Annotated in this window: 21 protein-coding genes; 14 read left to right on the forward strand and 7 right to left on the reverse strand. The window is 66.5% G+C overall.

What is annotated here, in order from left to right:
* Positions 1–49 precede the first annotated feature (49 nt).
* From QYM46_RS17460 to QYM46_RS17480, 5 genes are read left to right on the forward strand one after another with little or no spacing between them, the layout of a single operon-like run.
* Positions 50–520, forward strand: a complete 471-nt coding sequence (locus QYM46_RS17460; protein WP_169253471.1) for an Asp23/Gls24 family envelope stress response protein — start codon at positions 50–52, stop codon at positions 518–520.
* Positions 521–557: 37 nt separating this feature from the next.
* Positions 558–740 carry a hypothetical protein gene (locus QYM46_RS17465; RefSeq protein WP_169253472.1) on the forward strand — a complete coding sequence of 61 codons (183 nt, stop codon included), beginning with the start codon at positions 558–560 and terminating at the stop codon, positions 738–740.
* A 4-nt stretch (positions 741–744) separates the two neighbouring features.
* Entirely contained in the window at positions 745–1,134 is a 390-nt protein-coding gene (locus QYM46_RS17470; protein WP_248279013.1) for an Asp23/Gls24 family envelope stress response protein, read from the forward strand.
* Entirely contained in the window at positions 1,131–1,706 is a 576-nt protein-coding gene (locus QYM46_RS17475; RefSeq protein ID WP_432789980.1) for a DUF6286 domain-containing protein, read from the forward strand. The genes QYM46_RS17470 and QYM46_RS17475 overlap by 4 nt, the downstream gene beginning before the upstream one ends.
* Positions 1,703–2,299 carry an alkaline shock response membrane anchor protein AmaP gene (locus tag QYM46_RS17480; protein WP_432789981.1) on the forward strand — a complete coding sequence of 199 codons (597 nt, stop codon included), beginning with the start codon at positions 1,703–1,705 and terminating at the stop codon, positions 2,297–2,299. Before QYM46_RS17475 ends, QYM46_RS17480 begins: the two co-directional genes overlap by 4 nt.
* Before the next feature lie 487 nt (positions 2,300–2,786).
* On the opposite strand, the gene QYM46_RS17485 is transcribed toward QYM46_RS17480, so the two are convergent.
* Together QYM46_RS17485 and QYM46_RS17490 are read right to left on the reverse strand one after the other, a co-directional pair.
* The gene (locus QYM46_RS17485) at positions 2,787–3,563 is read right to left on the reverse strand and encodes an SDR family NAD(P)-dependent oxidoreductase (protein WP_432789982.1); all 777 of its coding nucleotides are present in this window, start codon (positions 3,561–3,563) and stop codon (positions 2,787–2,789) included.
* Complete coding sequence (locus tag QYM46_RS17490) at positions 3,560–4,384, reverse strand: thioesterase family protein (protein ID WP_432789983.1); 825 nt, start codon at positions 4,382–4,384, stop codon at positions 3,560–3,562. Before QYM46_RS17490 ends, QYM46_RS17485 begins: the two co-directional genes overlap by 4 nt.
* 83 nt (positions 4,385–4,467) lie before the next feature.
* Between QYM46_RS17490 and QYM46_RS17495 the strand changes: the two genes are divergently transcribed.
* The 7 genes from QYM46_RS17495 (at position 4,468) to QYM46_RS17525 (ending at position 12,007) form a co-directional block, all read left to right on the forward strand.
* On the forward strand, positions 4,468–5,262 hold the full coding sequence (locus tag QYM46_RS17495) for an exodeoxyribonuclease III (RefSeq protein ID WP_432789984.1): 795 nt from the start codon (positions 4,468–4,470) through the stop codon (positions 5,260–5,262).
* A 131-nt stretch (positions 5,263–5,393) separates the two neighbouring features.
* Entirely contained in the window at positions 5,394–6,308 is a 915-nt protein-coding gene (locus QYM46_RS17500) for a GTP pyrophosphokinase (RefSeq protein ID WP_432789985.1), read from the forward strand.
* Between the two features lie 125 nt (positions 6,309–6,433).
* Positions 6,434–7,312 (forward strand): DUF5926 family protein, encoded by an 879-nt coding sequence (locus tag QYM46_RS17505; protein ID WP_432789986.1) that lies wholly within the window; start codon positions 6,434–6,436, stop codon positions 7,310–7,312.
* 82 nt (positions 7,313–7,394) lie between these two features.
* Complete coding sequence (locus QYM46_RS17510) at positions 7,395–8,255, forward strand: glycosyltransferase family 2 protein (RefSeq protein ID WP_432789987.1); 861 nt, start codon at positions 7,395–7,397, stop codon at positions 8,253–8,255.
* Complete coding sequence (pheA, locus tag QYM46_RS17515; protein WP_432789988.1) at positions 8,252–9,190, forward strand: prephenate dehydratase; 939 nt, start codon at positions 8,252–8,254, stop codon at positions 9,188–9,190. Before QYM46_RS17510 ends, pheA begins: the two co-directional genes overlap by 4 nt.
* 250 nt (positions 9,191–9,440) lie before the next feature.
* Complete coding sequence (locus QYM46_RS17520; RefSeq protein WP_432789989.1) at positions 9,441–11,171, forward strand: FAD-binding dehydrogenase; 1,731 nt, start codon at positions 9,441–9,443, stop codon at positions 11,169–11,171.
* Positions 11,168–12,007: an SDR family NAD(P)-dependent oxidoreductase gene (locus QYM46_RS17525; protein ID WP_432789990.1), complete on the forward strand. Its 840-nt coding sequence runs from the start codon at positions 11,168–11,170 to the stop codon at positions 12,005–12,007. Before QYM46_RS17520 ends, QYM46_RS17525 begins: the two co-directional genes overlap by 4 nt.
* Positions 12,008–12,048: 41 nt before the next feature.
* On the opposite strand, the gene QYM46_RS17530 is transcribed toward QYM46_RS17525, so the two are convergent.
* Both QYM46_RS17530 and QYM46_RS17535 read right to left on the reverse strand, forming a co-directional pair.
* Positions 12,049–12,981: an NAD-dependent epimerase/dehydratase family protein gene (locus tag QYM46_RS17530; RefSeq protein ID WP_169253484.1), complete on the reverse strand. Its 933-nt coding sequence runs from the start codon at positions 12,979–12,981 to the stop codon at positions 12,049–12,051.
* A gap of 33 nt (positions 12,982–13,014) precedes the next feature.
* Entirely contained in the window at positions 13,015–13,794 is a 780-nt protein-coding gene (locus QYM46_RS17535) for an enoyl-CoA hydratase (protein WP_432789991.1), read from the reverse strand.
* Between the two features lie 108 nt (positions 13,795–13,902).
* Here QYM46_RS17535 and QYM46_RS17540 point away from each other — a divergent pair, with 108 nt between their 5' ends.
* Both QYM46_RS17540 and clpB read left to right on the forward strand, forming a co-directional pair.
* Positions 13,903–15,480 (forward strand): Na+/H+ antiporter, encoded by a 1,578-nt coding sequence (locus tag QYM46_RS17540; RefSeq protein WP_432789992.1) that lies wholly within the window; start codon positions 13,903–13,905, stop codon positions 15,478–15,480.
* 216 nt (positions 15,481–15,696) lie between these two features.
* The gene (gene clpB, locus QYM46_RS17545; RefSeq protein WP_432789993.1) at positions 15,697–18,303 is read left to right on the forward strand and encodes an ATP-dependent chaperone ClpB; all 2,607 of its coding nucleotides are present in this window, start codon (positions 15,697–15,699) and stop codon (positions 18,301–18,303) included.
* A gap of 370 nt (positions 18,304–18,673) precedes the next feature.
* Here clpB and QYM46_RS17550 read toward each other — a convergent pair whose 3' ends face one another.
* The 3 genes from QYM46_RS17550 to QYM46_RS17560 form a co-directional block, all read right to left on the reverse strand.
* Entirely contained in the window at positions 18,674–19,915 is a 1,242-nt protein-coding gene (locus tag QYM46_RS17550) for an HTTM domain-containing protein (protein WP_432789994.1), read from the reverse strand.
* Positions 19,905–20,693, reverse strand: a complete 789-nt coding sequence (locus QYM46_RS17555; protein ID WP_432789995.1) for a DUF5819 family protein — start codon at positions 20,691–20,693, stop codon at positions 19,905–19,907. The genes QYM46_RS17550 and QYM46_RS17555 overlap by 11 nt, the downstream gene beginning before the upstream one ends.
* A 276-nt stretch (positions 20,694–20,969) precedes the next feature.
* Entirely contained in the window at positions 20,970–22,145 is a 1,176-nt protein-coding gene (locus QYM46_RS17560) for a CaiB/BaiF CoA transferase family protein (RefSeq protein WP_432789996.1), read from the reverse strand.
* Positions 22,146–22,209 lie beyond the last annotated feature (64 nt).

A 22,209-nucleotide genomic window follows, 5' to 3' on the forward strand; every position in this document is an offset into this window, starting at 1 on the left:
ACACGAAGGACTTGCGAACCGCACACCCCTCCGACGAAAAGGAAGAACGATGCCGGAACCCAAGCAGACCGATTCGACCCAGAAGGCCCCGACCACCCAGAACGATGACGTGCGCAGTCCGCTCGTCACCGAGATGGGCACCACCACCATCGCCGAGAACGTCGTCGCCAAGCTCACCGGAATCGCCGCCCGCGAGGTCCCCGGCGTCTATGGAATGGGCAATGCCGCACGCCGTGCCTTCGATACGCTGACCGACCGCATCCCCGGTTCGCAGACCAACGTCTCCGGCGGAGTGTCCGTGGAGAAGGGCGAGAAGCAGACCGCCATCGACCTCACCATCGTCGTCGAGTACGGCACCTCCATCGTCGAGGTCGCCGAGGCGATCCGCCGCAACGTCATCCGCGCCGTCGAACAGGGCACCGGGCTCCAGGTCGTCGAGGTCAACATCGACGTCACCGACGTCCACCTGCCCGAGGACGACGACGAGGCACCGGCCAAGGACACTCCGGAACTCAACTGACCCTCATCCGCAGCACCACCTCGGCAGAAGGAATGCCATGTCGAAAACTCTCATCGGACTCATCGTCGGCCTGACGCTGGGAATCGTCGCCTACTTCGGCGGCTTCCTCGCGTTCCTCGTCGTCGCCATCTGCGGCGGACTCGGCCTGGTCGTCGGCCTCGTCCTCGACGGGCGGCTCGACCTGAGCGCACTGAGCTCACGCTCGACCACGCGGAGGTAGTGCCGTGGCCCCGATACTCGACGACGCTCCCGCTCGCCGAGGCGGCCTGACGATCGCGGACAAGGTCGTGGAGCGAACCGCCGGGCAGGTGCTGAAAGACCTGCCCGGCGTCGGCGGCACGAGCTCGGGCCTCTTCGGCATCGGTGCGAGTTCCAGCTTGGACACCCGCCCGTCCGTGGATGTCACCCTGTCGGGGCGCAGCTGCACGCTCGCCGTCCGGCTGGGCCTGGCCTACCCCACCCCCATCGCCGAGGCGACCGAACACGTCCGCTCCACGCTGAGCACCCAAGTCGAACGTCTCACCGGCGTCACCGTCCGTCAGGTCGACATCGACGTGCGGTGGCTCGCCCCGGAATCCTCCGGTGCGAATCGAGGAAGGAATCGCCTGCAATGAGCACACGCCTGCTGCGCAAGCGGCCCTCCCGCATCGGCCCGGCCGTCATCGTCGCACTCATTCTGCTGCTGCTGGCCGTGGGGCTCGGCTGGGCCGGCATCGCCGCATTCATCGCAACCGGCTCCGTGGCCGCCGCGCTGACCGGGACGACCGGGACAACCGTCGCCGAGGCGGCCGGGAACCTGCACTGGAATTCCGCGGTCGTCATCGCAGTCGGCATCGTCCTGGCACTGCTCGGACTCATCGCCCTCATCCTCGGCGTCTCCCCCGGGACACGTCGCATCCTCGGTGTTCGTGCTCAAGGCGCTGAACACATCGGCGCCTTCGACGTCGCCATGCCCACTTCGGCGCTGTCGCAGATCGCGGCCGCGGCCGCCGATGGGGTCGACGGCGTCAGCGGGGTCAAGGCCTCGTCGAACGCGACATCGACGATCGTGACCTTCTCGACGCCGATCCGTGACTGTGAGCCGATCCGCGCCGAGGTCGAAGCCGCCGTGACGGACCGCTTCGCCTCGATCTCGTTCGACCGCACCCCCACGGTGAAGGTCCAGGCCAGAAGGAGTCAGTCATGAGACGCACGGCCGCCGCTGCCAACCGAACCGGACTGATCATCATCGGCCTCATCGCCTTGTGCCTCGGGCTGGCGGTGCTTGCCGCCGGCTTCGGCTTCACCGGCTCGATCGACCCTGCCCTGGAGGCGGGAGCGGATCTCGGTCCGGTCGCCTCGGTGCTGGCGCTGCCCTATGCGGCGCTGATCGCCGTGGTCGCGGCCCTCATCTTCGCGATCATCGGGTTCCGCTGGCTGAGCGTGCAGATCCCGCGCAAGGACTTCGCGAAGCCCTTCCGGATGCAGGCCGACGCGCGGACGGGACTGACCACGGTGCATGCCGAAGTCATCGCCGAGGCGGTCGCCGCCGACCTCGAAACCACCGACGGAGTCTCGGAAGCCCAGGTGATTCTGCGGGGCACCGCGCGACGTCCGGAGCTGCTCATCCATGTCGACGCCGATGAGCGCGCCGACATCGATGCCGTCATCGCCGAAGTCGCCGAGCGCGCCGCCGGCAATGCCTCGGTGGCACTCGGTGCCCCGCTGAGCGCGGTGGCCCTCGAAGTCGGCATCGCCCGCACGCGCTCGCGCCGCCAGCGCAGCGTCAGCGTGCAGTAGTCTCGCTGTCCAATAGCGCCGCATGAACCGGCCGGCCGCGCCGCATCAGCTGGTCGGCCGCGCCGCATGAACTGGCCGGCCGCGCCGCATCAGCTGGTCGGAAGTGCATATGTGCTGATCTAGATCACTGCATCCACACTTTTGACCCGCTGGTGCAGTCCGCACGTCGGTGATCACTGAAAGTTGCTGTGAATGACAAGAACCCCGGGGCGCGTAATCGCGACATCCCGGGGTCCTCGCAGCACTCCCCTCGAGTACCCGGACGCATCCCCATACGTCCGTTATGTCCACCCGATCCCCACCGGGCGAACACATTAATTTGACCACACTTTCGTATCGCTTGTAAAGAATCTCACGCTCTGTCTTGAATCCTGTCGGGCTCCATAGCATATAAGTGATCAGAATAAAACACCTGGTCACAGGCCCGGATCAAGGTAGTTCAATCCTCAACTCAGTTGTGCCGCGCTTGCCGAAAATTGCATATAGGTCACATTCTGCGGGTGCGGGCGAAGGAGAATCCGGTCGATCCCCAGCGCATGAGGGGACGCGGCACCGCAGGGGCGACGAGCGCAGCCAGACGATACCCCCACCCGGGAATCGAGACGACCTTTCCCGCCCGCGCATCACGCAGCGACTCCCGCACCACCTGATCGACGCTGAGCCAGATCAGACCGGGTCCGGGACGCTCCACGCCGAGGCGGCTGTGGAACTCCGTCCGGATGAAACCGGGCAGGACGGCGGTCACCGTCACCGGGGAGTCCCTGAGCTCTCCGGCGAGCGCCTCGGTGAAGACGAGGGTCGAGACCTTCGAGGCCGCGTACTGTCCCATCGTCGTCACCGCCGCCAGCGAGGAGACGTTGATGATTCCTCCGCGACCGCGGGCCTGCATGCGCCGAGCCGCCGCCAGCGACAGCTGCCTCACTGCCCCGGTCAGCACCCGATCGAGCGCATCGAGCTCAGCAGCATCGGCATCCAACAGCGTCCCGCGCAGCCCGAAGCCGGCGTTGTTGATGAGCACGTCGATCGGCTGCGTCGCGATGATCTCGTTGACCGCGTCGATACCGTCACGGGTCGACAGATCGGCCACGGCCGCCTCGGCGTGGATATTCTGCGTGGTTCGCAGCTGCTCGGCCAGCTCATTCAGCCGGGCCTCGTTCCGGGCGACGAGGACGAGGTCGTAGCCCTCGGCGGCCAGGGTGCGGGCATAGCCGCGTCCCAGCCCGGAGCTCGCCCCGGTGATGAGGGCCCGCGGCCGCGGACTCATACCGCGCCTTGACCTCGGCGGACGGTCAGGGACTGCACGGCTGTGCCGATGGGACCGCCTGCGTCGCTGAGCACGCTCGTCGTCTGCCCCAAGCCGGTCGGCCCGAAGGCCACCTTGGTGTCGAAGCCGACCCAGCCGGCCTCGGGCACGCGGGTGAGGTGGATGGAGAGGTCGACGTTCGGGAAGAACGTCGTCTTCGGATCCTCGCGCACGGCCAGACCGTTGGCGGTGTCGACGAACTTCACGAAAGCCGCGGTCGACGGATCGGCCTCACCGTCGACGAGAGGATAGGGGCTGCGCACCCAGGACTGGGCGCGACCAGGATGGGCGTCCGCTCCCTGATGTCCCTCGAGCGACGCGATGTAGCCGCCGCCCCAACGGTTGGTGAAAGGGATCTCGGGCACTTCGGACACGGGCGGCATTGCCGACCATTCGTCGCCGGCGACCGCCTCGGTGTCGGAGGCCTGCAGTCGCCACACCCGAGCGGTCACGCTGGTGCGCTCACCGTGGCGCATCCGTGCCTCGATCAGTTCGATGGTCCGGCCCGGACGGATGACGTCGACGTCGATGGTGAACTCACCGGAGTGGATGACGCCGAGGACGTCGAACGTCACCCGGGAGATGAGCTTGTCGCTGGGCAGACGACGTTCGATCTCGGCGAGCACCATCCCCGAGGCGGGGGCGAGGTGCTGCTCGCCGGGCTGCCAAGCGCCCTGGCTGTGCAGAGTCGAGACGAGGCGGTCCTCGGACAGCCGCACATAGTAGGAATCCGGGTAGGCGGCACCGTCGTGGCCGAGGTGTTCGTTGGGAGCGTCAGGCATGGTCCCCATCCTATCGAGCCGTCGACACCCGAGCCGTCGACACCCCGCTTTCACCTCCGGCGCGGACGGCTTAGGGTGGGAGGGTGAGAATCGCTACGTGGAATGTGAACTCGATCCGTGCCCGCCACGACCGCATCGGGGCCTGGCTGGATCGTTCGGATGTCGATGTCCTGGCCATCCAGGAACTCAAGTGCAAGGACTCGCAGTTCCCCGAGGAGCTGTTCACCGAACGCGGCTACGAGGTCAGTTTCCATGGCCTCAACCAGTGGAACGGCGTGGCCATCGCCTCCCGTGTAGGACTGTCCGATCCCGAGATCGGCTTCCAGGACATCCCCGCCTTCGGCTCGGAAGAACCCGTCGTCGAAGCCCGGGCACTGTCGGTGACCTGCAACGATGTGCGCGTCTATTCGCTCTATGTGCCCAACGGTCGCGAACTCGACCACCCCCACTACGGCTACAAGCTGGACTGGTACAAGGCGCTGACGGCCGATATCGCCGCCCAGCTGAGCGCCGAACCGGAGAAGAAGCTCGTCCTCTGCGGTGACTTCAACGTCGCTCCGCTCGACGAGGACGTCTGGGACATGGCCGAATTCGACGGCGCCACCCACGTCTCCGAAGCCGAACGCGCCGCTTTCGACGATCTGCTCGACGCGGGCCTGACCGAGGTCACCCGCCAGTTCACGCCCGGACCCGGCGTCTACACCTTCTGGGACTACCAGAAGCTGCGGTTCCCGAAGAAGCAGGGCATGCGCATCGACTTCCAGCTCGCCTCGCAGGCGCTGGCGAAGACCGCGACCGCAGGCGAGATCGACCGTGAGGAACGCAAGGGCAAGGGCGCGTCCGACCACGCTCCCGTCATCGTCGACTTCGACGTCTGAGACTTCCCGCCTCGGTGATTTCGGACTGCTGTCTCACCTTTCGGCACCCCGGCGCAACTTCAGCGTCGAAGCCATAGACATCTCCCCTCTCTTCTGGTGAAGTTGAATCAGGAGCTAGGAAGGTGACGAGGATGTCAGCAACTGTCCGTGAATTGGTCGACGAAGCCTACGACCGGCGTGAGTCCACCTGGAGGGCCGCCCTCGAGACGGTCAACGACTGGGTCGAGTCCGTCCGGGCTCCGTCCGCACTGCTCTCCGGGGACCCAATCCGCGTCGTCGACGGTCGGATCAAGGATCGGCTGCGCACGGGCGAGAAGCTGCGCCGCAAGCTCGCCGATGCCAATGACGAGATCCACGAATCCGTCGAGGTCGAGAACCAGGTCATCGATGTCGTCGGCGCCCGTGTCATCTGCCGCACCGAACGCGAACAGTCCGCCCTGTGGGACCTGCTCACCGAGGTGAGTGACGACACCAACCTCTCCATCGCCGAGGTGCGCGACTACTCCGCGACCCCGAAACCCTCGGGATACCGCGGCCGCCACCTCATCGTCGAGGTTCCTTTCGACTCCGAACCCTCCGTCCTCGTCGAACTCCAGCTGCGCACGATCATGCAGGACGCGTGGTGCGTGCTGGCCGAGGAGCACCTGTTCAAACCCGGCCAGGCCCTGAAATCCGATGCCCAGCAGGAGCGGCTGTCGGTCATCCTCGCCGGGCTCATGGCGCAGGCCGATTCCGTGGCCGGCTTGATCGCCGATGACGTCGGCGCGTATCTGGGCATGGGCAATTCCGCGCCGCCGCGAGCCTTCGCCGAGGCGGACGAACCGACCGATGCGGCCATCGAGGTCACGATCCGCGAACTCAACCATTCCTATGTCCTCGCCGCCGACGAGGTGGGCCGCCACGGCATCATCCGGCTCGAGACGCTCGGGCTGACTCCCGACAATCCGGAGCGCTCGGCCTTCCCCCATCCCGGCGACAAGCTGCAGGTGCGGATGGACGAGTCGAACACCACGCGCTACTTCATCCCCGTCGGCCACGAGGGCTGAACGGCCGCGCATCAGCTCGGACAGACTGTGCTCAGTCGCGTTCGACGTGCCCTGATCCCGCCGCCACAGACCCGCCTGCGGACCCTTCAGCCCAGCATCCACTGCACCGACTAGACTTGCGTCCCATGGGAAAGAAGTCGAAGCGCTCCAAGGAAGAACTCATCGCCAAACGCCTCGCCAGGGCGCAGGCCACGGCATTCGTCGCACGTCCGTTCGCGGACCTGCCGTTCGAGGCCGACCTCATCTGCCTGCGTGAGCTCGTACCCGCGGCCACCGCAACCGCGAAGCTCACCGAGGAATTCGGCGGCCACGAGGTGACCATCACGTCCCTGCTGCCCGCCGCATGGCAGGCCTGGCGCCGCGACGACGGTGAGATCCTGGCCGGAATGCAGGTGCCTGTGTCCTCGACCGACGCCTCGCGCGATGTCGCCCGCGGCCTCCTGGCAGCCGTCGCCGCCGAACCCGGCACCTCCATCGAAGCGACGACCGAACCCGGTGAGGGCCCCCGCCTGCAGGACATCCTGGACACCTCCCATCCGTTCGACGTCCGCGTGCTCGAGAACTTCGACTACTGGGCCCTGCCCGAAGCCGAATCCGATGCCGACGTCGCCGCCGCCCTCCAGCAGGCCAACGACTCCGTGGCCCCGACCGAGAAGCTCGCCTCCGTCGACTCCGCCTATTGGACCGAGATGTCCGGCCGCACCTACGTCCGCTGGGCCCGCCCCGAAGGCGAAGACCGCGTCGTCGATGCGATGGCCCGCCTGCAGGCCGAGAACGCCAACGACCTCGGCGGAATCGGCACCTTCCTCGGCTACTTCCGCGCCCACGGCATCATCGTCCCCGTCTGGGAACTCGAGTTCGGCACTCAGGTCGACGACGTCGAAGAGCCCATCACCGCGTTCGGCAAACGTCTCGACGACGCCCTGAACACGACCGAGCCGATGAGCACCGAGGCCCGCCGCGTCCGCTCGGGCATCGTGTCCCGCCAGCTGACCATCCACTGATATCCGTCACCACCCCCATCACCGAGGCGGGCCCCGGAAACGGTGCCCCGCCTCGGTGCCGGTGACGGACAGGAGAACCGACATGAGCGCACAGCCGCACCCCTCCCCCGAGGCGGTCGCCGCCATCATCCCCGCGATGAACGAATCCCAGCGGATCGCTGCCACCGTCACCGCGGCCAAGCGGATCCCCGGGGTCGACATGGTCCTCGTCGTCGACGACGGATCGGCCGATGACACGGGGACTCGGGCCCGCCGGGCCGGCGCCGAGGTCATCACCCACCCGAAGAACAAGGGCAAGGCCGCGGCCATGATGACCGGGGCCTTCGCTGTGCGCAATCGGGAGATCTCCGATGCGGACCCGGGCGTCGACCCGCACCACCGTGCGCTGCTGTTCATCGACGGCGACCTCGAGGACTCCGCCATCAACACCGCCCCCCTGGCCGAGCCCGTGCTCGCCGGTCGGGCGGACATGACGATCGCGATCCTGCCCGCCCAGAAACGCAAGGGCGGAGGCTTCGGCTTCGTCGTCGGACTGGCGAAGAAGGGCATCGCCGAACTCTCCGGATTCGACGCCACCCAGCCGCTGTCGGGAATGCGCTGCCTGTCGAGGGAGGCCTTCGACGCGGCCCTTCCCTTCGCCGCCGGATGGGGCGTCGAGGCGGCCATGACCATCGACGTCGTGGGCGCCGGTCTGCGCGTCGAAGAGGTCGAATGCGACCTCCACCACCGCGTCACCGGGCGCGATCTCAAGGCGCAGCTGCACCGAGCCGCGCAGTACCGCGACGTCGCCCGTGCACTTTTCGTCCGCCGCCTCCGCGCGAAGCGGAAAGGCGGGGTACCAGCCGGCGGCTCGGGGTCAGCCGGCGGCGCAGGGTCAGCCGATTCCGGGTCTTCCGAATCCACCCAGAATTCCTCCGATCCACACAAGGAGTCCGGCAAGTGAGCCTCAACCGTTTCGCCTATCTCGGCCCGGAGGCCACCTTCACCGAGGCTGCCCTGCTCAGCTTCCTCGACTCCCGGAACCTGCGCGCCGAGGCCACGACGCATCCGATGCGCAACGCCCCCTCGGCACTCGATGCGGTGCTCGAGGGTGACTGCGATGCCGCTGTCGTGCCGATCGAGAACTCGCTGGAAGGCGGGGTGCCCGCCACGATCGATGCGCTCACCGAGAACGGGCGTCTGCAGATCATCGCCGAGGTGGTCGTGCCCGTCCGCTTCGTCCTCGCCGTCAAACCCGGCACCACCAGGGAGGAGATCTCCTCCTTCGGTTCGCATCCGCACGGCGAAGCGCAGGTCCGGGCGTTCATGAACGAGAACTTCCCCGAAGCCGTCTACCTGCCGACGTCCTCGACTGCCGCGGCCGCCCGGGATCTGGCCAATGATGCCGGTGACCATATGGCCGCGGTCTGCCCGGCGCTGGCCGCCCATCGCTATGGACTCGAGGTCGTCGCCGAGGACATCGGCGACCGCAAAGATGCCGTCACCCGATTCGTCGTGGTCACCCGCCCGGGCCCTCTGCCCGCTCCGACCGGCGCCGATAAGACGACCATCGTCGCGGCCCTGCGCTCGGACCGGGCGGGTTCGCTGCTCGAACTGCTCGAACAGTTCTCCAGCCGCGGGGTGAATATGTCCCGCATCGAGTCCCGTCCCACCGGTGACGGGTTGGGCCTCTACCAGTTCTCGATCGATCTGCTCGGGCACATTCATGAAGCACGGATGGCCGAGGCTCTGCAGGGCGTTCACCGGGCGGCTCTCACACTGCACTTCCTCGGCAGCTACCCGAGCTCCGACGGAGCCGTGGTGCCGGTCGACCCGACGACGACGGACGAGTCCTTCGCCGCAGCCGCCGACTGGCTGGGGCGCACCCTCGAAGGCTGACGCATTCCGACCGGTGGCCCACGTCCCAATTCGCCGTTGAGTGCGACAGGCGACATGCTGTCCGTCGCGGCACGCGACGATTGCGCCCGACTTCGGACAGCCTGCACCTCTTCTCGCCGGGAAAATCTGCAATACTGAAACCTACTGGTAGGTAAGTGGGTCCAGATTGTCAGATTCCGGCCCATTTCGGACAATCTGAACCCACTTAACGTCGGTTCACACACCGGCGGAGACGACAGAGGAGTCGATGATGGACACAGACAGCCGCACATCCCCCGATGCGATCGTCGTCGGGGCCGGACTCGCCGGACTCGTCGCCGCCCATGAACTCACGCAGGCCGGCAAGCGCGTGCTCATCCTCGACCAGGAGAACCGTGCGAACCTCGGCGGGCAGGCGTTCTGGTCCCTCGGCGGGCTCTTCCTCATCGACTCCCCCGAGCAGCGGCGGTTGCGCATCCACGATTCGCTCGAGCTCGCGAAGGACGACTGGGCCACCTCGGCGGGCTTCGACCGGGACGAGGATCATTGGCCCCGGAAGTGGGCGGAGGCCTACCTCGAGTTCGCCGCCGGGGAGAAGCGCCAGTACCTGCGTGACCTGGGCCTGCGGCTGACGCCGATCGTCGGGTGGGCCGAACGGGGAGGTTCCGGTGCGGGTGAGCACGGCAATTCCGTGCCGCGCTTCCACCTCACCTGGGGCACCGGCCCCGAGGTGGTCCGGGTCTTCCGCGAACCCGTCGAGACCGCGGAGGCGGACGGGCTCGTCGGGTTCGCCTTCCGTCATCGCGTCGACGAGCTCATCACCGAGGATGGGGCCGTCGTCGGCGTCCGCGGGCACTCACTCGCGCCCAGCCACACGGCCCGCGGAGTCGAATCGAACCGCGAGGAACTCACCGACTTCGAATTCCGGGCTCCCGCCGTCATCGTCACCACCGGCGGCATCGGACACAATTTCGAACTGATGAGGAAGTACTGGCCGGTCGACCGCCTCGGCGAGTTCCCGGACACGATGCTCGCCGGAGTGCCCGCTCATGTGGATGGGCGGATGCTGCAGATCGCCGAGGATGCCGGTGCCAGCCTCATCAACCGGGACCGGATCTGGGCGTACACGGAGGGAATCGAGAACTGGAATCCGATCTGGCCGGGGCACGGGATCCGGATCATTCCCGGTCCGTCGTCGATGTGGTTCGACGCCGAGGGCAACCGGTTCCCGGCGCCGAACTATCCCGGCTTCGATACGAATCGGACGATGCGCACGATCCTGGAGACCGGGCACGACTATTCGTGGTTCGTGCTCAACGAGTCGATCATCCGCAAGGAGTTCGCGCTCTCCGGTTCGGAGCAGAACCCGGACCTCACGGAGAAGGACATCCGGATCACGCTCGATCGGGTGCGCTCCTCCGACGCTCCGGGACCGATCGAAGCCTTCAAGAAGTACGGCTCCGACTTCGTCGTGGCAGACACCACCGAGGAACTGGTCGCGGGAATGAACGAACGCTCCCGCGGACCGGTCATCGATCACGACCACCTCGTTGAGCAGATCCGGCAGCGAGACCGGCAGACCGAGCATGCGTTTTCGAAAGACGCGCAGGTCCAGGCCATCCACAATGCCCGGTCCTACCTGGGCGACAAGATCGTGCGCGCGGTCAAGCCGCACAAGATCCTCGACCCGACGCACGGCCCGCTCATCGCGGTGCGCCTGAGCCTGCTCTCACGCAAGACCCTCGGCGGGCTGGAGACGAACCTCGACGGGCAGGTGCTGACGGGATCCGGCGAGCCGATCCCGGGCCTGTACGCGGCCGGGGAGGTCACCGGGTTCGGGGGCGGCGGAATGCACGGGTACAACGCGCTCGAGGGAACGTTCCTCGGCGGGTGCATCTTCTCCGGCCTGCGTGCCGGGCGCGCTGCCGCAGAGGCGAGTCGTGCGGTGACATCTGGGCGGCCGGAAAGCGGGTCTGCACGAGGCGAAGCAGCGCACTCGTGACCGGCAGCGCGCGTTCAGCCCTCACAGTCTTAGTCACCGGCGGCACTTCGGGAATCGGTCGAGCCGTCGCCGAGACGCTCACGGCGAAAGGCTGCACAGTGCTGACGACCAGCCGGAACCCGGACCGCATCTCCCCTGCCGATCGGATCCCCGGCGTCCGTTATCTTCGGCTCGATCTCGCCGAGCCGGACGGTCCGGACCGCTTGGCCGGAGAACTCGACGAGCTCGGTCTGCTCGAGAGCATCGATGTGCTCATCAACAACGCCGGGGAGAGCCAGTCGGGTCCGTTCGAAGAGCTGCCGGCCGAGGCGATCGAACGGCTCTTCCGCACGAACGTGTTCGGACCCGTTCGACTGAGCCAACTCGTCCTGCCCGGGATGCGTGCGCGGCGGGCGGGCCGCATCATCATGGTCGGATCGATGCTCGCCAGCTTCCCTTTGGCCCACCGCAGTTCGTATTCTGCGGCGAAGGCGGCTCTGCGCGCGTTCGCCACGGCGGCTCGGCAGGAGCTCTCACCCTTCGGCGTATGGGTGAGCACCGTCGAACCGGGATCGATCGCCACGGGCATCGGGCTGCGGCGGACGAAGTACCTCGACGAGGGTTCGCCCTATACGCAGGACGTGACGACGATGCTCGAGCACCTCGACGCCAACGAACGCGGCGGCATTCCGGCCGAGAAGGTCGCGGCCACGATCGTCGATGCGATCATCGCTCCGAGGCCGCGGGAGTTCTACGCCGTCGGCAGCAGAGCGCCGCTGCCGTTCCTGCTCCAGCGTGCACTTCCCCGCGAACTCGTATCGAAGATCGTCGCCGCCCAGCACGGGCTGAAGCGGTGAGCGTCTCAGCCGCCGGGTCCGGCGGCGGAGTGGTCATCTGACTACTGCAGGCGGGACGGAATGAGGTGCTGCGTGGTGGAGATGCCGAGCACCCGCTGCTGCCGCGACAGGTTGTAGGTCCGGTCCGACTGCAGGTACTTGACGAGGAAGAGCTTCGCTCGGTCCCCGCGCTTGAACACGCCCTTGATCTTGAGTCCGAGCTTCGCCGCGACCAGCGCCTTGTCCTTCGCCACGCCTTCGATGACGACCTGGTCGTAGCCCATCCGCGCGAAGTGCGTGACTATCGCCTCTTTGAGCCGGTACGGAATCGGGTCGCCGATATTGAAGGGTCCCGCCGCCGACGGCACGTCGAGGCAGGCGAGAGCGGCCCGCACCACATTGTCGACATGCGTCAGGGTGAGCTTCTGCCGACCGCCGCCGGGCAGCCGCAGCACACCCTTCTTCGCCAGCCTCGACAGGAACGGCATGAGCATCGTCTCCCCCGGACCGTAGACCGACGCGGGCCGCAGAATCGCGGCATCAGGGCGGATCCTCATGACAAGCTGCTCGGCGAGAGCGTGAGTGCGGGAGTAGGCGTCGGCGAATTCGCTGGGGTCCTTCGGCCCAGCTTCCTCCCACAGCTCGGTGTGGGGTTCGGTCTCGGAGTACACCGTCGTCGAGGACAGGTGGACGATCCGGGCGACCGGGAAGGCGTCGAGGACATGACGCGTGCCCGTCACCTTCACGGCGTAGAGATCGTCGTCATCGGCGCTGACCGAAGAGATTCCGGCACAGTGGAAGACCGAAGTCACGCTCTTGGCCAACGAGGTCACCGACGCGGGAGCGGGTTCCGTGATGTCCCAGTGCTGGAAGTTCACCCCGGGGATCTCGGGGTCCCTCCGGCACAGGGCATAGACCGTTTCGTCCCGATCGGCGAGCGCCCTTGCAATGGCACCACCGATGAAGCCGCTGGCTCCGGTCACTATCACCGACACGACGGTCCTCTTCTCATCGTCACACCCTCCGCCTCAGCGGCGGTGCTGCCACTGCGGTTCCCTCTTGTTCAGGAAGGCATCGATCCCCTCCTGCGCATCGGCTGCGACGGCGTTGTCCGCCATCACCTGCGACATCCGCGCATAGGCATCGGCCACAGGCAGTTCCCGCTGTTCGTAGAACGCAGCCTTTCCTAGGGCAACTGTAGCCGACGAGGCGGACGCGACCTTGCGAGCCAATTCCAAGGTGGCCGACTCCAGATCGGCATCGGCGACGACATCCGAGACGAGACCGAACGTCAGCGCATCGTCAGCGGTCACGAAATCACCGGTCAGCAGCATCCGCATCGCCTGCTTCGCCGGCACCGCACGGGAGAGCGCCACCATCGGAGTCGAACAGAACAGCCCGATCTTCACCCCGGGGGTCGCGAACCTGGCGGATTCGGCGGCGACGGCCAGATCGCAGGTCGCCGCCAACTGGCAGCCGGCCGCCGTGGCCACGCCCTGGACCTGCGCGATCACCGGCTGCGGGATGGATCGGATGAGCTGCATCAGCCGTGCACAGGCATCGAACGTGACCTGCTGCGTCTCCAGATCCGCCCCGCGGATCTCGGTGAGGTCATGACCGGAACTGAAAACATGACCGGCGGTCGACAAGATGACTGCGCGCACATCGGTGCGGTCGGCCACCTCGGTGAGGGTGTCGATGAGGGATTCCATCACCTCGAGCGACAGCGCGTTGCGCGTGGATGGCCGATTGATCGTCACGGCCGCGACCCCGTCGTCGAGGTGGCCGAATACAATTGATTCCGACATAGCCTCATTCTGCCAAAGGCCGCCGGGTCCGGCGCGGAATCTGCGCCGACGATTTCCGCCCGCCTCCGGACCCATCCGCCCCGAGGGGAGCGGCACGGAAGGACTGGCATGACCACACTGCTGATGATCATCGGATTCGGTGCCGCCACCTCGGTGGTGGTCGGTCTGGGGCAGAAGCTCAAGCTTCCGTGGCCGGCGCTCATGGTCCTCATCGGCATCGCCGGCGCGTTCATCCCCACTTTCGCCGAGGTGGCCATCGATCCGGAGCTCGTCCTCCCCCTGTTCCTGCCGCCCCTGCTCTTCGCCGCCGCTCAGAAGACATCGTGGGCGCTGTTCGCGATCCGGTGGCGCACGATCCTCGGCATGTCCGTGGCCCTGGTCGGGGTGACCGTGGCCGCCGTAGCCGGGTCCGCGGTCTTCCTCATCCCCGGAATCACGATCGCCGCAGCCATCGCGCTCGGCGCGATGCTCGCCCCGCCCGACCCCGTCGCCGTCGAAGCCGTGGCCAGCACCGTGTCCATCCCCCGCCGCATCATGTCGACCCTGCAGAGCGAGGGCCTGTTCAACGATGCCGCCTCCCTGGTCATCTTCCAGACCGCAATGGCCGCGGTGTTGGCCGGCACCGAGGTGGACTTTGCCGATCTGGCCGTGTCGTTCGTCGTCTCCGCCGTCGTGGCGATCCTCGTCGGTCTGGTCCTGTCCTTCGCCGCCTGGTGGGTGATGGAGAAGATCGATCACACGATCGCTCGGTCCTCCCTGATGCTCGTCCTGCCCTTCGGCGTCTACCTCGTCGCCGAGCACTTCCACGCCAGCGGGGTCATCGCCGTCGTCGTTGCGGCCCTCGAGGTGCGGCGCCGCGATGTCGCGGGCAACTCGGCGGAGCGGGTGACACAGAATTCGACGTGGCAGGTCCTCGAGATGCTCATTACGGGAATCGCCTTCGGACTCATCGGCCTCGACCTGCGCCTCATCGTCGAATCCGAGCATGCCGACCTCGGGCGAGCGCTGCTCGTCGGCGGCTTCATCGCCGTCGTGGTCGTCGCCGTCCGCTTCGTGTGGCTGCTGCTGGGCACACTCATCGAACGCAAGAGACGCGAGGAGGATCCCGACGCCGCACCCTTGAGCGTCCGCGATGCCACACTGATGACCTGGGGCGGGATGCGCGGCCTGGCCACCGTGGCACTCGCCCTGTCGATCCCGGCTACGACGGCCTCCGGAGCCCCTTTCCCGGGGCGGTCCTATGTCGTCGTCGCGGCGGCGGTGGTCCTGCTGGTCACTCTGGTGCTGGCGGGCCTGAGCTTTCCGACAGTCGTCGCTGTCCTCGGCATCGACGACGAAGCGGAGAAGGAACATCAGGCGACCAGGGACATCGCACTGCGCGCCTACAAGGCCGCGATGCGCGAGATCAAGAACGATGACAGCCTGCCCGACGACATCATCGAACCACTGCGCGCGAGGTTCAAAGTCCTGCACGATCAGCTCAGCGGAACCACCGATGACCAGGCGAGTTCGGAGCAGGCGATGGCGTTCAAGGAACACCGGGAGCAGATGCTGGCCGTGCAGAAGAAGGCCATGCAGTCCGCCCGCGCCGAGGTGCTCAAGGCCCGTCGTGAGCGCGGCACCGATCCGGAGGTTGCGGACAAGGTGCTCCACCGCTTCGACCTGCAGTCCGTCATCACCCGGTAGGAACGGGCCGGTCCCGGTAGGAACGGGCCCGGTTGGGTTTCCGGGCCGGTCCCTGACCGGTGGCGCCACGCATCCGGGCGTTGACCCGCATCCGGACGGGCCGCCTCGGCGAACTTCCTATCGATTTTCAAAGTTGAGCGGAATAGACTCAACTTTGTCGGTGTTGTTCTTTTCGCGAGCTGAAATCAGCACAGAATTCAAGAAGGAGTTGCGTACATGGACGCACAGATGACAACCAAGTCCCGGGAGGCGCTGCAGGCCGCGGTCAATGACGTCGTCGCCCGGAAGAACAACCAGATCGAACCGGCCCACCTCGTCGCGGCCCTGCTCGGCCAGCCCGATTCGCTCGCCGCGACCCTGCTGACGAAGGTCGGTGCCGACCCGCAGACCGTGCTGCGGTCCATCGAATCCGTGATCAGCGGATTCCCCACCGTCAGCGGTTCCACCGTCAGCCAGCCGGGGCTCTCCCGCGCCGGCCTGGAGATGATGAACCTCGCACAGGAGGAGATGACGGCACTCGGCGATCAGTTCGTCTCGACCGAGCACCTGCTGCTGGCCGCCGCGGCCGGCAAGGACGGTGCCGGTGAGGCACTGCGCGCGAATGGAGCGAACAGGGAAGCACTGCTCGCGGCCCTGCCCGAGCTGCGCGCCGGAAAGAAGGTCACCTCGGAGAACCCCGAGGAGACGATGCAGTCGCTGGAGAAGTTCGGCATCGACCTCACCGCCGTCGCCCGGGAAGGCAAGCTCGACCCGGTGATCGGCCGCGATAAGGAAGTCCGCCGAGTCGTGCAGGTGCTCTCCCGCCGGACGAAGAACAACCCCGTCCTCATCGGTGAGCCCGGCGTCGGCAAGACTTCCGTCGTCGAAGGCCTGGCCCAGCGCATCGTGGCCGGTGACGTGCCCGAATCGCTGCGCGACAAGACGCTCATCAGCCTCGATCTGTCTGCCATGGTCGCCGGCGCGAAGTACCGCGGCGAGTTCGAGGAGCGTTTCAAGGCCGTGCTCGAGGAGATCAAGAACGCCGACGGCCGGATCATCACCTTCATCGACGAGCTCCATACGATCGTCGGTGCCGGTGCCGGCGGGGACTCCTCGATGGACGCAGGCAATATGCTCAAGCCGATGCTCGCCCGCGGTGAGCTGCGGATGATCGGTGCCACCACGCTCGACGAATACCGCGAGAACATCGAGAAGGATCCCGCCCTCGAGCGGCGGTTCCAGCAGGTGTTCGTCGGTGAGCCCAGCGTCGAGGACACGATCGCCATCCTGCGCGGGCTCAAGGAACGCTACGAAGCCCATCACAAGGTCTCGATCAACGACGGCGCCCTGGTCGCGGCCGCGACGATGTCGAATCGGTACATCACCGGCAGGCAGCTGCCGGACAAGGCCATCGACCTCGTCGACGAGGCGGCGTCCCGCCTGCGGATGGAGATCGATTCGGCTCCGGTCGAGATCGATGAGCTCCGCCGTGCCGTGGACCGCCTGAAGATGGAGGACATGGCCCTGGCGAAGGAGACCGATTCCGCCTCGATCGAGAGGTTGAGTGCCCTGCGTGCCGATCTCGCCGACAAGGAGGAGGCGCTGCGCGGACTCGAGGCCACCTGGGAGTCCCAGCGTGCCGGTCTCAACCGGGTCGGTGAGCTGAAGACGAAGCTCGACGAGCTGCGTTCGGCCGCCGAGAAGGCTCAGCGCGACACGGACCTCGAGACCGCGTCCCGTCTGCTCTACGGCGAGATCCCCGCCGTGCAGAAGGAGATCGCCGAGGCCGAAGCCGCCGAAGCCCAGGCCGAGGCGGGAACGGAATCGGATCAGATGGTCTCGGACAAGGTCTCGAGCAATGACATCGCCGAGGTGGTCTCCTCGTGGACGGGCATCCCCGCCGGACGCCTCGTCCAGGGTGAGGTCGAGAAGCTGCTGGGAGCCGAGGGCATCCTCGGTGAGCGTCTCATCGGGCAGAAGAACGCCGTCGCCGCGGTCTCCGATGCCATCCGCCGTTCACGTGCCGGTGTCGCCGACCCGGATCGCCCGACCGGTTCGTTCCTGTTCCTCGGCCCCACGGGTGTCGGCAAGACGGAGCTCGCGAAGTCTCTCGCGGACTTCCTCTTCGACGACGAGAAGGCCCTGATCAGGATCGATATGAGCGAGTACGGTGAGAAGCACACCGTGTCCCGCCTCGTCGGTGCCCCTCCGGGCTACGTCGGATACGACGAGGGCGGCCAACTCACCGAGGCGGTCCGCCGTCGCCCGTACTCCGTCGTCCTGCTCGACGAGGTGGAGAAGGCGCACCCCAGTGTCTTCGACATCCTGCTGCAGGTCCTCGACGACGGGCGGCTCACCGATGGTCAGGGACGCACGGTCGACTTCAGGAACACCATTCTGATCCTGACCTCGAACCTCGGCTCGCAGTTCCTCGTCGACAAGAGCCTGTCGACCGAGGAGCAGAGGTCCAAGGTGCTCGATGTCGTGCATTCGACGTTCAAGCCCGAGTTCCTCAACCGCCTCGACGACATCGTGCTCTTCGATGCGCTCAGCCAGACCGAGCTCGCGTCGATCGTCGATCTGCAGATCGCGCACATGTCCCGCCGGCTCTCCGACCGTCGGGTCTCGCTCGAGGTCACTCAGGGCGCCGAGGACTGGTTGGCCCTCGAAGGCTACGATCCGGCGTTCGGTGCTCGGCCGCTGCGCAGGCTGGTCCAGCGCGAGATCGGCGACAAACTGGCCCGCGCGCTGCTGGCCGGCGACATCGTCGACGGGGACACCGTGGTCGTCGACCTGCCCGAGGATCCCGAGGCCACCGGCCTGGAGCTGCGCCCCAAGCGCTGAGGCTCCCGGTCACGCGGGTTCAGCCCAGTCTGAGTTGGAAAGCACATGTTTGAACATGGGCTATCCAACTCAAACTGGGCTGTTCTGCCTACCGATGCCAGCCGAACGCGGGAACTGCGAATGTCTGCGCCGACAGGAGGAGTGGCTGACAGTCGTTGCGGCGCAGTTCCCTCAGGCGGCACAGCACGAGGGCGCTGAACCGGAGCACAGAGTCGAATGGGACATGTTCTTCCGAATCGCTCACCTTCTTCGGTGAGCGTTTCAGAGAAACATGTCCCATTCTGCGTCTGCTGGACGCCGAGCACCGTGGGCTGGAGGCTGTGCGCGGCTTACTTGCCGCGGCTGCCTGCGGCGTCGACGCGCACACGGACTACTTCTTGCGTGGCCCGGCAGAAGCTTTCGACTTGGCACTCCCGCCGGCCTTCGCAACAGTGTCTTTGGAACCGCGGCCACCGGCCACTCGACCAGCCGAACCGCCGCGGCCACCCGCCGAAGCGCCCGAAGCCCCACCAGCATCCCGCGGCGCCGATGACGTCCACCAGTGCCGCAGGTAGGCGCTGACTTTCGCGAACGAACGGTCGCGGATGAAGATCGCATCGACGGCGATCATCGTCAGCGAGAACCACGGCAGGCCCATGAGCAGCGCGATGCCCAAATGGAAGGACAGGATGCCCAGCAGCGCGATGATGCGGGTGTAGCGGTTGAAGAGCATGAACGGGAAGGCGCACTGGAAGAGGATCGATCCCCACGAGATCGCCACGACCATCGGCCCCCACGCCGTCATCAGGTCCGACAGCACCGGCCACGTGCCGAACTGCTGAGTGTGCAGCGGGTTGTACACGGCGAAACCGTGCTGCCAGGCTTCACCTCCGGCCTTGTACAGACCACCCGACATGTAGATCGCGCACACCTGGAACGCGAGCACGACGATCGCCAGATTGTTGGCCATGATGAGCGCCCAGCGCCACTGACCGCCGTCGTTGTCCGGAAACTCCGGGTTCCGCGCCCGCCGCCTGGCATCGAGGGACCACCGGCGGGTCGTATCGGCGAAGAGCAGGGCGATCATGAACATCCGGTAGGCGTTGTCGCCCTGATCCCCCGCCCCGTCGTTGAGCTCGATGAAGCTCACCCACAGCACGAGGTAGAAGGGCAGGACGATGCGCGTGCGCCAGCCGAGGATGATGACGATCGCCAACAGCGCGAGTCCGATCATCATCGCGGTGAACAGCGGCGGCACAGTCACCGCCCGATGGAAGAGGGAGAACAGCCAGATGTTCGGGAAGTCGCTCTTCGGTTCGGCGATCTCGCCGTTCCAGGCTGATCCCACACCGAAGGCGTAGTGCCGGGCGCTGAAGTTCGTGAGGATGAGGCCGAGCCCGGTGAGGCCGATGAGGATCCGCGTCACCGCCAGCCCGTAGGTCGCGTGGTAGCGGCCGGTGAGCATCTCCTCGAGCCAGTTCCACCCCTGCGCGAGCTTCGTCCGCACGAGGGTCGTCACCGGGACGAGCCCGAATTCGGGTGCGGGGTCCTGCGCCGAGGCGGTCGTGCCGGTCCGCTGGTCCGTGACCTGGGCGTCACGATCGTCCCTGCGGGTCGTGTTGTCACTGTTCACCGACGCACCTCACTTCGTCCGAGGCGCAGAAGTACTTCGTGAATACCTCCTGGGACTGATGGTCTTCGACGACGAGGGCGCGCCAGCCCACGGGCACGGGCTGGATGTTCGGACGTTTCGCGCCTTTGTCGTTGCGGTCGGCGAAAGGCACGACGTTCTGACGGGCGGCCTGGTATTGGACGCGCTGGACATCGTCGCCCCAGATGGCCTTCGCCACCTGTGTCGCATAGGCCGTGGCCAGGTGTTCGCTCTCCAGGTAGGCCGGGATCGCGTTCTCCGGGTCGTCGTACTCCTTCAGCTTCGTCTCCAGACGGTCGACGGAGTCATCGCCCTTGAAGTAGTCGAGTTTGACGATCGCCTTCTGGTCGTCGGGCAGATCCTCCCACGAGCCCTTGATGTCCGAGGCCACTCCGATGCCCAGTCCCGCCGACCGCGGCGGGAAGAGTTTGTAGGTGGAGTGGTCGAGTTCGACGTCGGTGGCCCGCACCCACTGAGTGATCTCTTCGCCGCTGTCGGTTGTGATCACCGCGCGCACATCGAAGTAGTAGTCTCCGTTGATCGGTTCGGGGGCGAACACGCTCCACGACTGTCCCCACAGCGGGATCATGTATTTGGAGAGCAGATCACCGGGAATCACCTCCCGCATCGTCGACGCAGGTGCGATCCACAGGAAGCTGGCGAAGATATGGAACCCCGTGATCGCCATCGCGATGACCATCAGGGTCCGTTTCACCGCCGAACGTCGCCGAGGCGTGACCTCGGTCGGCTCATTGTCCATCTCGGTTCCGGAATTCTCTTGGGGTTACGACTGTCGTCACTGCAGGTGCCGCGCCTCGTTGGTCGTTTCGCAGTTCCCTCGGTGACAACGCACAGTCAATAGCGTACTTCAGCTGTGGCGCTGCCCGCCCGGGTGCCGGCAGAATCATTCGCGGTCATCAGACGCACGATGACCCATCATCCGCGACCACCGCACGCACGATGCCCCATCGTGCGCGGTCGTAGGCACCATGCCTCGCAAGCCCACGGCGGACGGCCCACGTCAGAGCGCCGCAGCCTATTCGCCGGCCCGCAGCCACGCCTTGACCGCTTCGGTGGAATCGCCGAGCATCGGCGGGGCCAGTTCGTAGCTGGGCGGGGTCTCGGACAGCCGAATCGGGTTGCGGACTGTGGGGATGACGCGATCTCCCTGACCCGCCTCGGCGACGGGTTCGAGTCCCAGCGACGATGCCAGGTCCACGCCCTGGGCGATCGAGTTGATCGGTGCACAGGGCAGTCCCGCCTCGGTGAGGATGTCGAACCATTCCTGATTCGTCTTCTCACTCAGCGCGGCGATGAGCTCGGGTTCGAGGTCATCGCGGTTGACGTTGCGGTCGGCGAAGTTCGCGAACCGCTCATCATGAGCCCATTCGGGGTGGCCGAGCACCTCGGCGAGCCGGGCGAACTGCTTGTCGTTGCCGCATGCGATGATGATCTGACCCTCGGCGGTGGGCATCGGCTGGTACGGGTAGAGGCTCGGATGCTTGTTGCCCATCGCCTGCGGAACCACGCCGCCGGCCACATACGCCGAGGTCTGGTTCGCCAGACCTGACAGCGCCGAGGACAGCAGATTCGTCTCCACCAGCTGACCGACCCCGGTGTCCTTGCGATGGTTGAGCGCACCGAGGATGCCCACGGCCGTGTGCAGCCCCGTGATCACGTCGACGACGGCGACTCCGGCCTTGACCGGGCCCGATTCCTCGGAGCCGGTGACCGACATGAATCCCGACAGGCCCTGGATGAGCAGATCGTAGCCGGGCTGCGGGTTGTCGCGGCCGAAACCCGTCACCGAGGCGTAGACGATTCCGGGATTGACCGCGCTGACCGTGTCATAGTCGAGGCCGTACTTCGCCAGCCCCCCGGCCTTGAAGTTCTCCACGAGCACGTCCGCACGCGCGGCCAGCTGCTGCGCGAAGGCGAGATCGTCCTCGTCCTTGAAATCGAGGACGACGGAGTGCTTGTTCCGGTTCGCCGTGAGGAAATACGTCGCATCGTCCCCTCGCCGAGGCGGCGCCCAATGACGTGTATCGTCCCCGGTCTCCCCCTCCACCTTGATGACCGTGGCCCCCAGGTCCGCAAGCATCATCGTCGCGTAGGGGCCGGCGAGGACTCGCGAGAAGTCGGCCACGACGGTTCCGGCCAGCGGCCCCGTCCCCTGCCGACCGAATGCTGCGTCTGCGTCCGCTGCTGACAACTGATGCCTCCCTTGGCACGTTCGACTTGTCTGTTCTCCGCCTGACTATACGGAATCGACATGG

The organism is Brevibacterium sp. K11IcPPYGO002 (assembly GCF_050920635.1).
Taxonomy (GTDB): domain Bacteria; phylum Actinomycetota; class Actinomycetes; order Actinomycetales; family Brevibacteriaceae; genus Brevibacterium.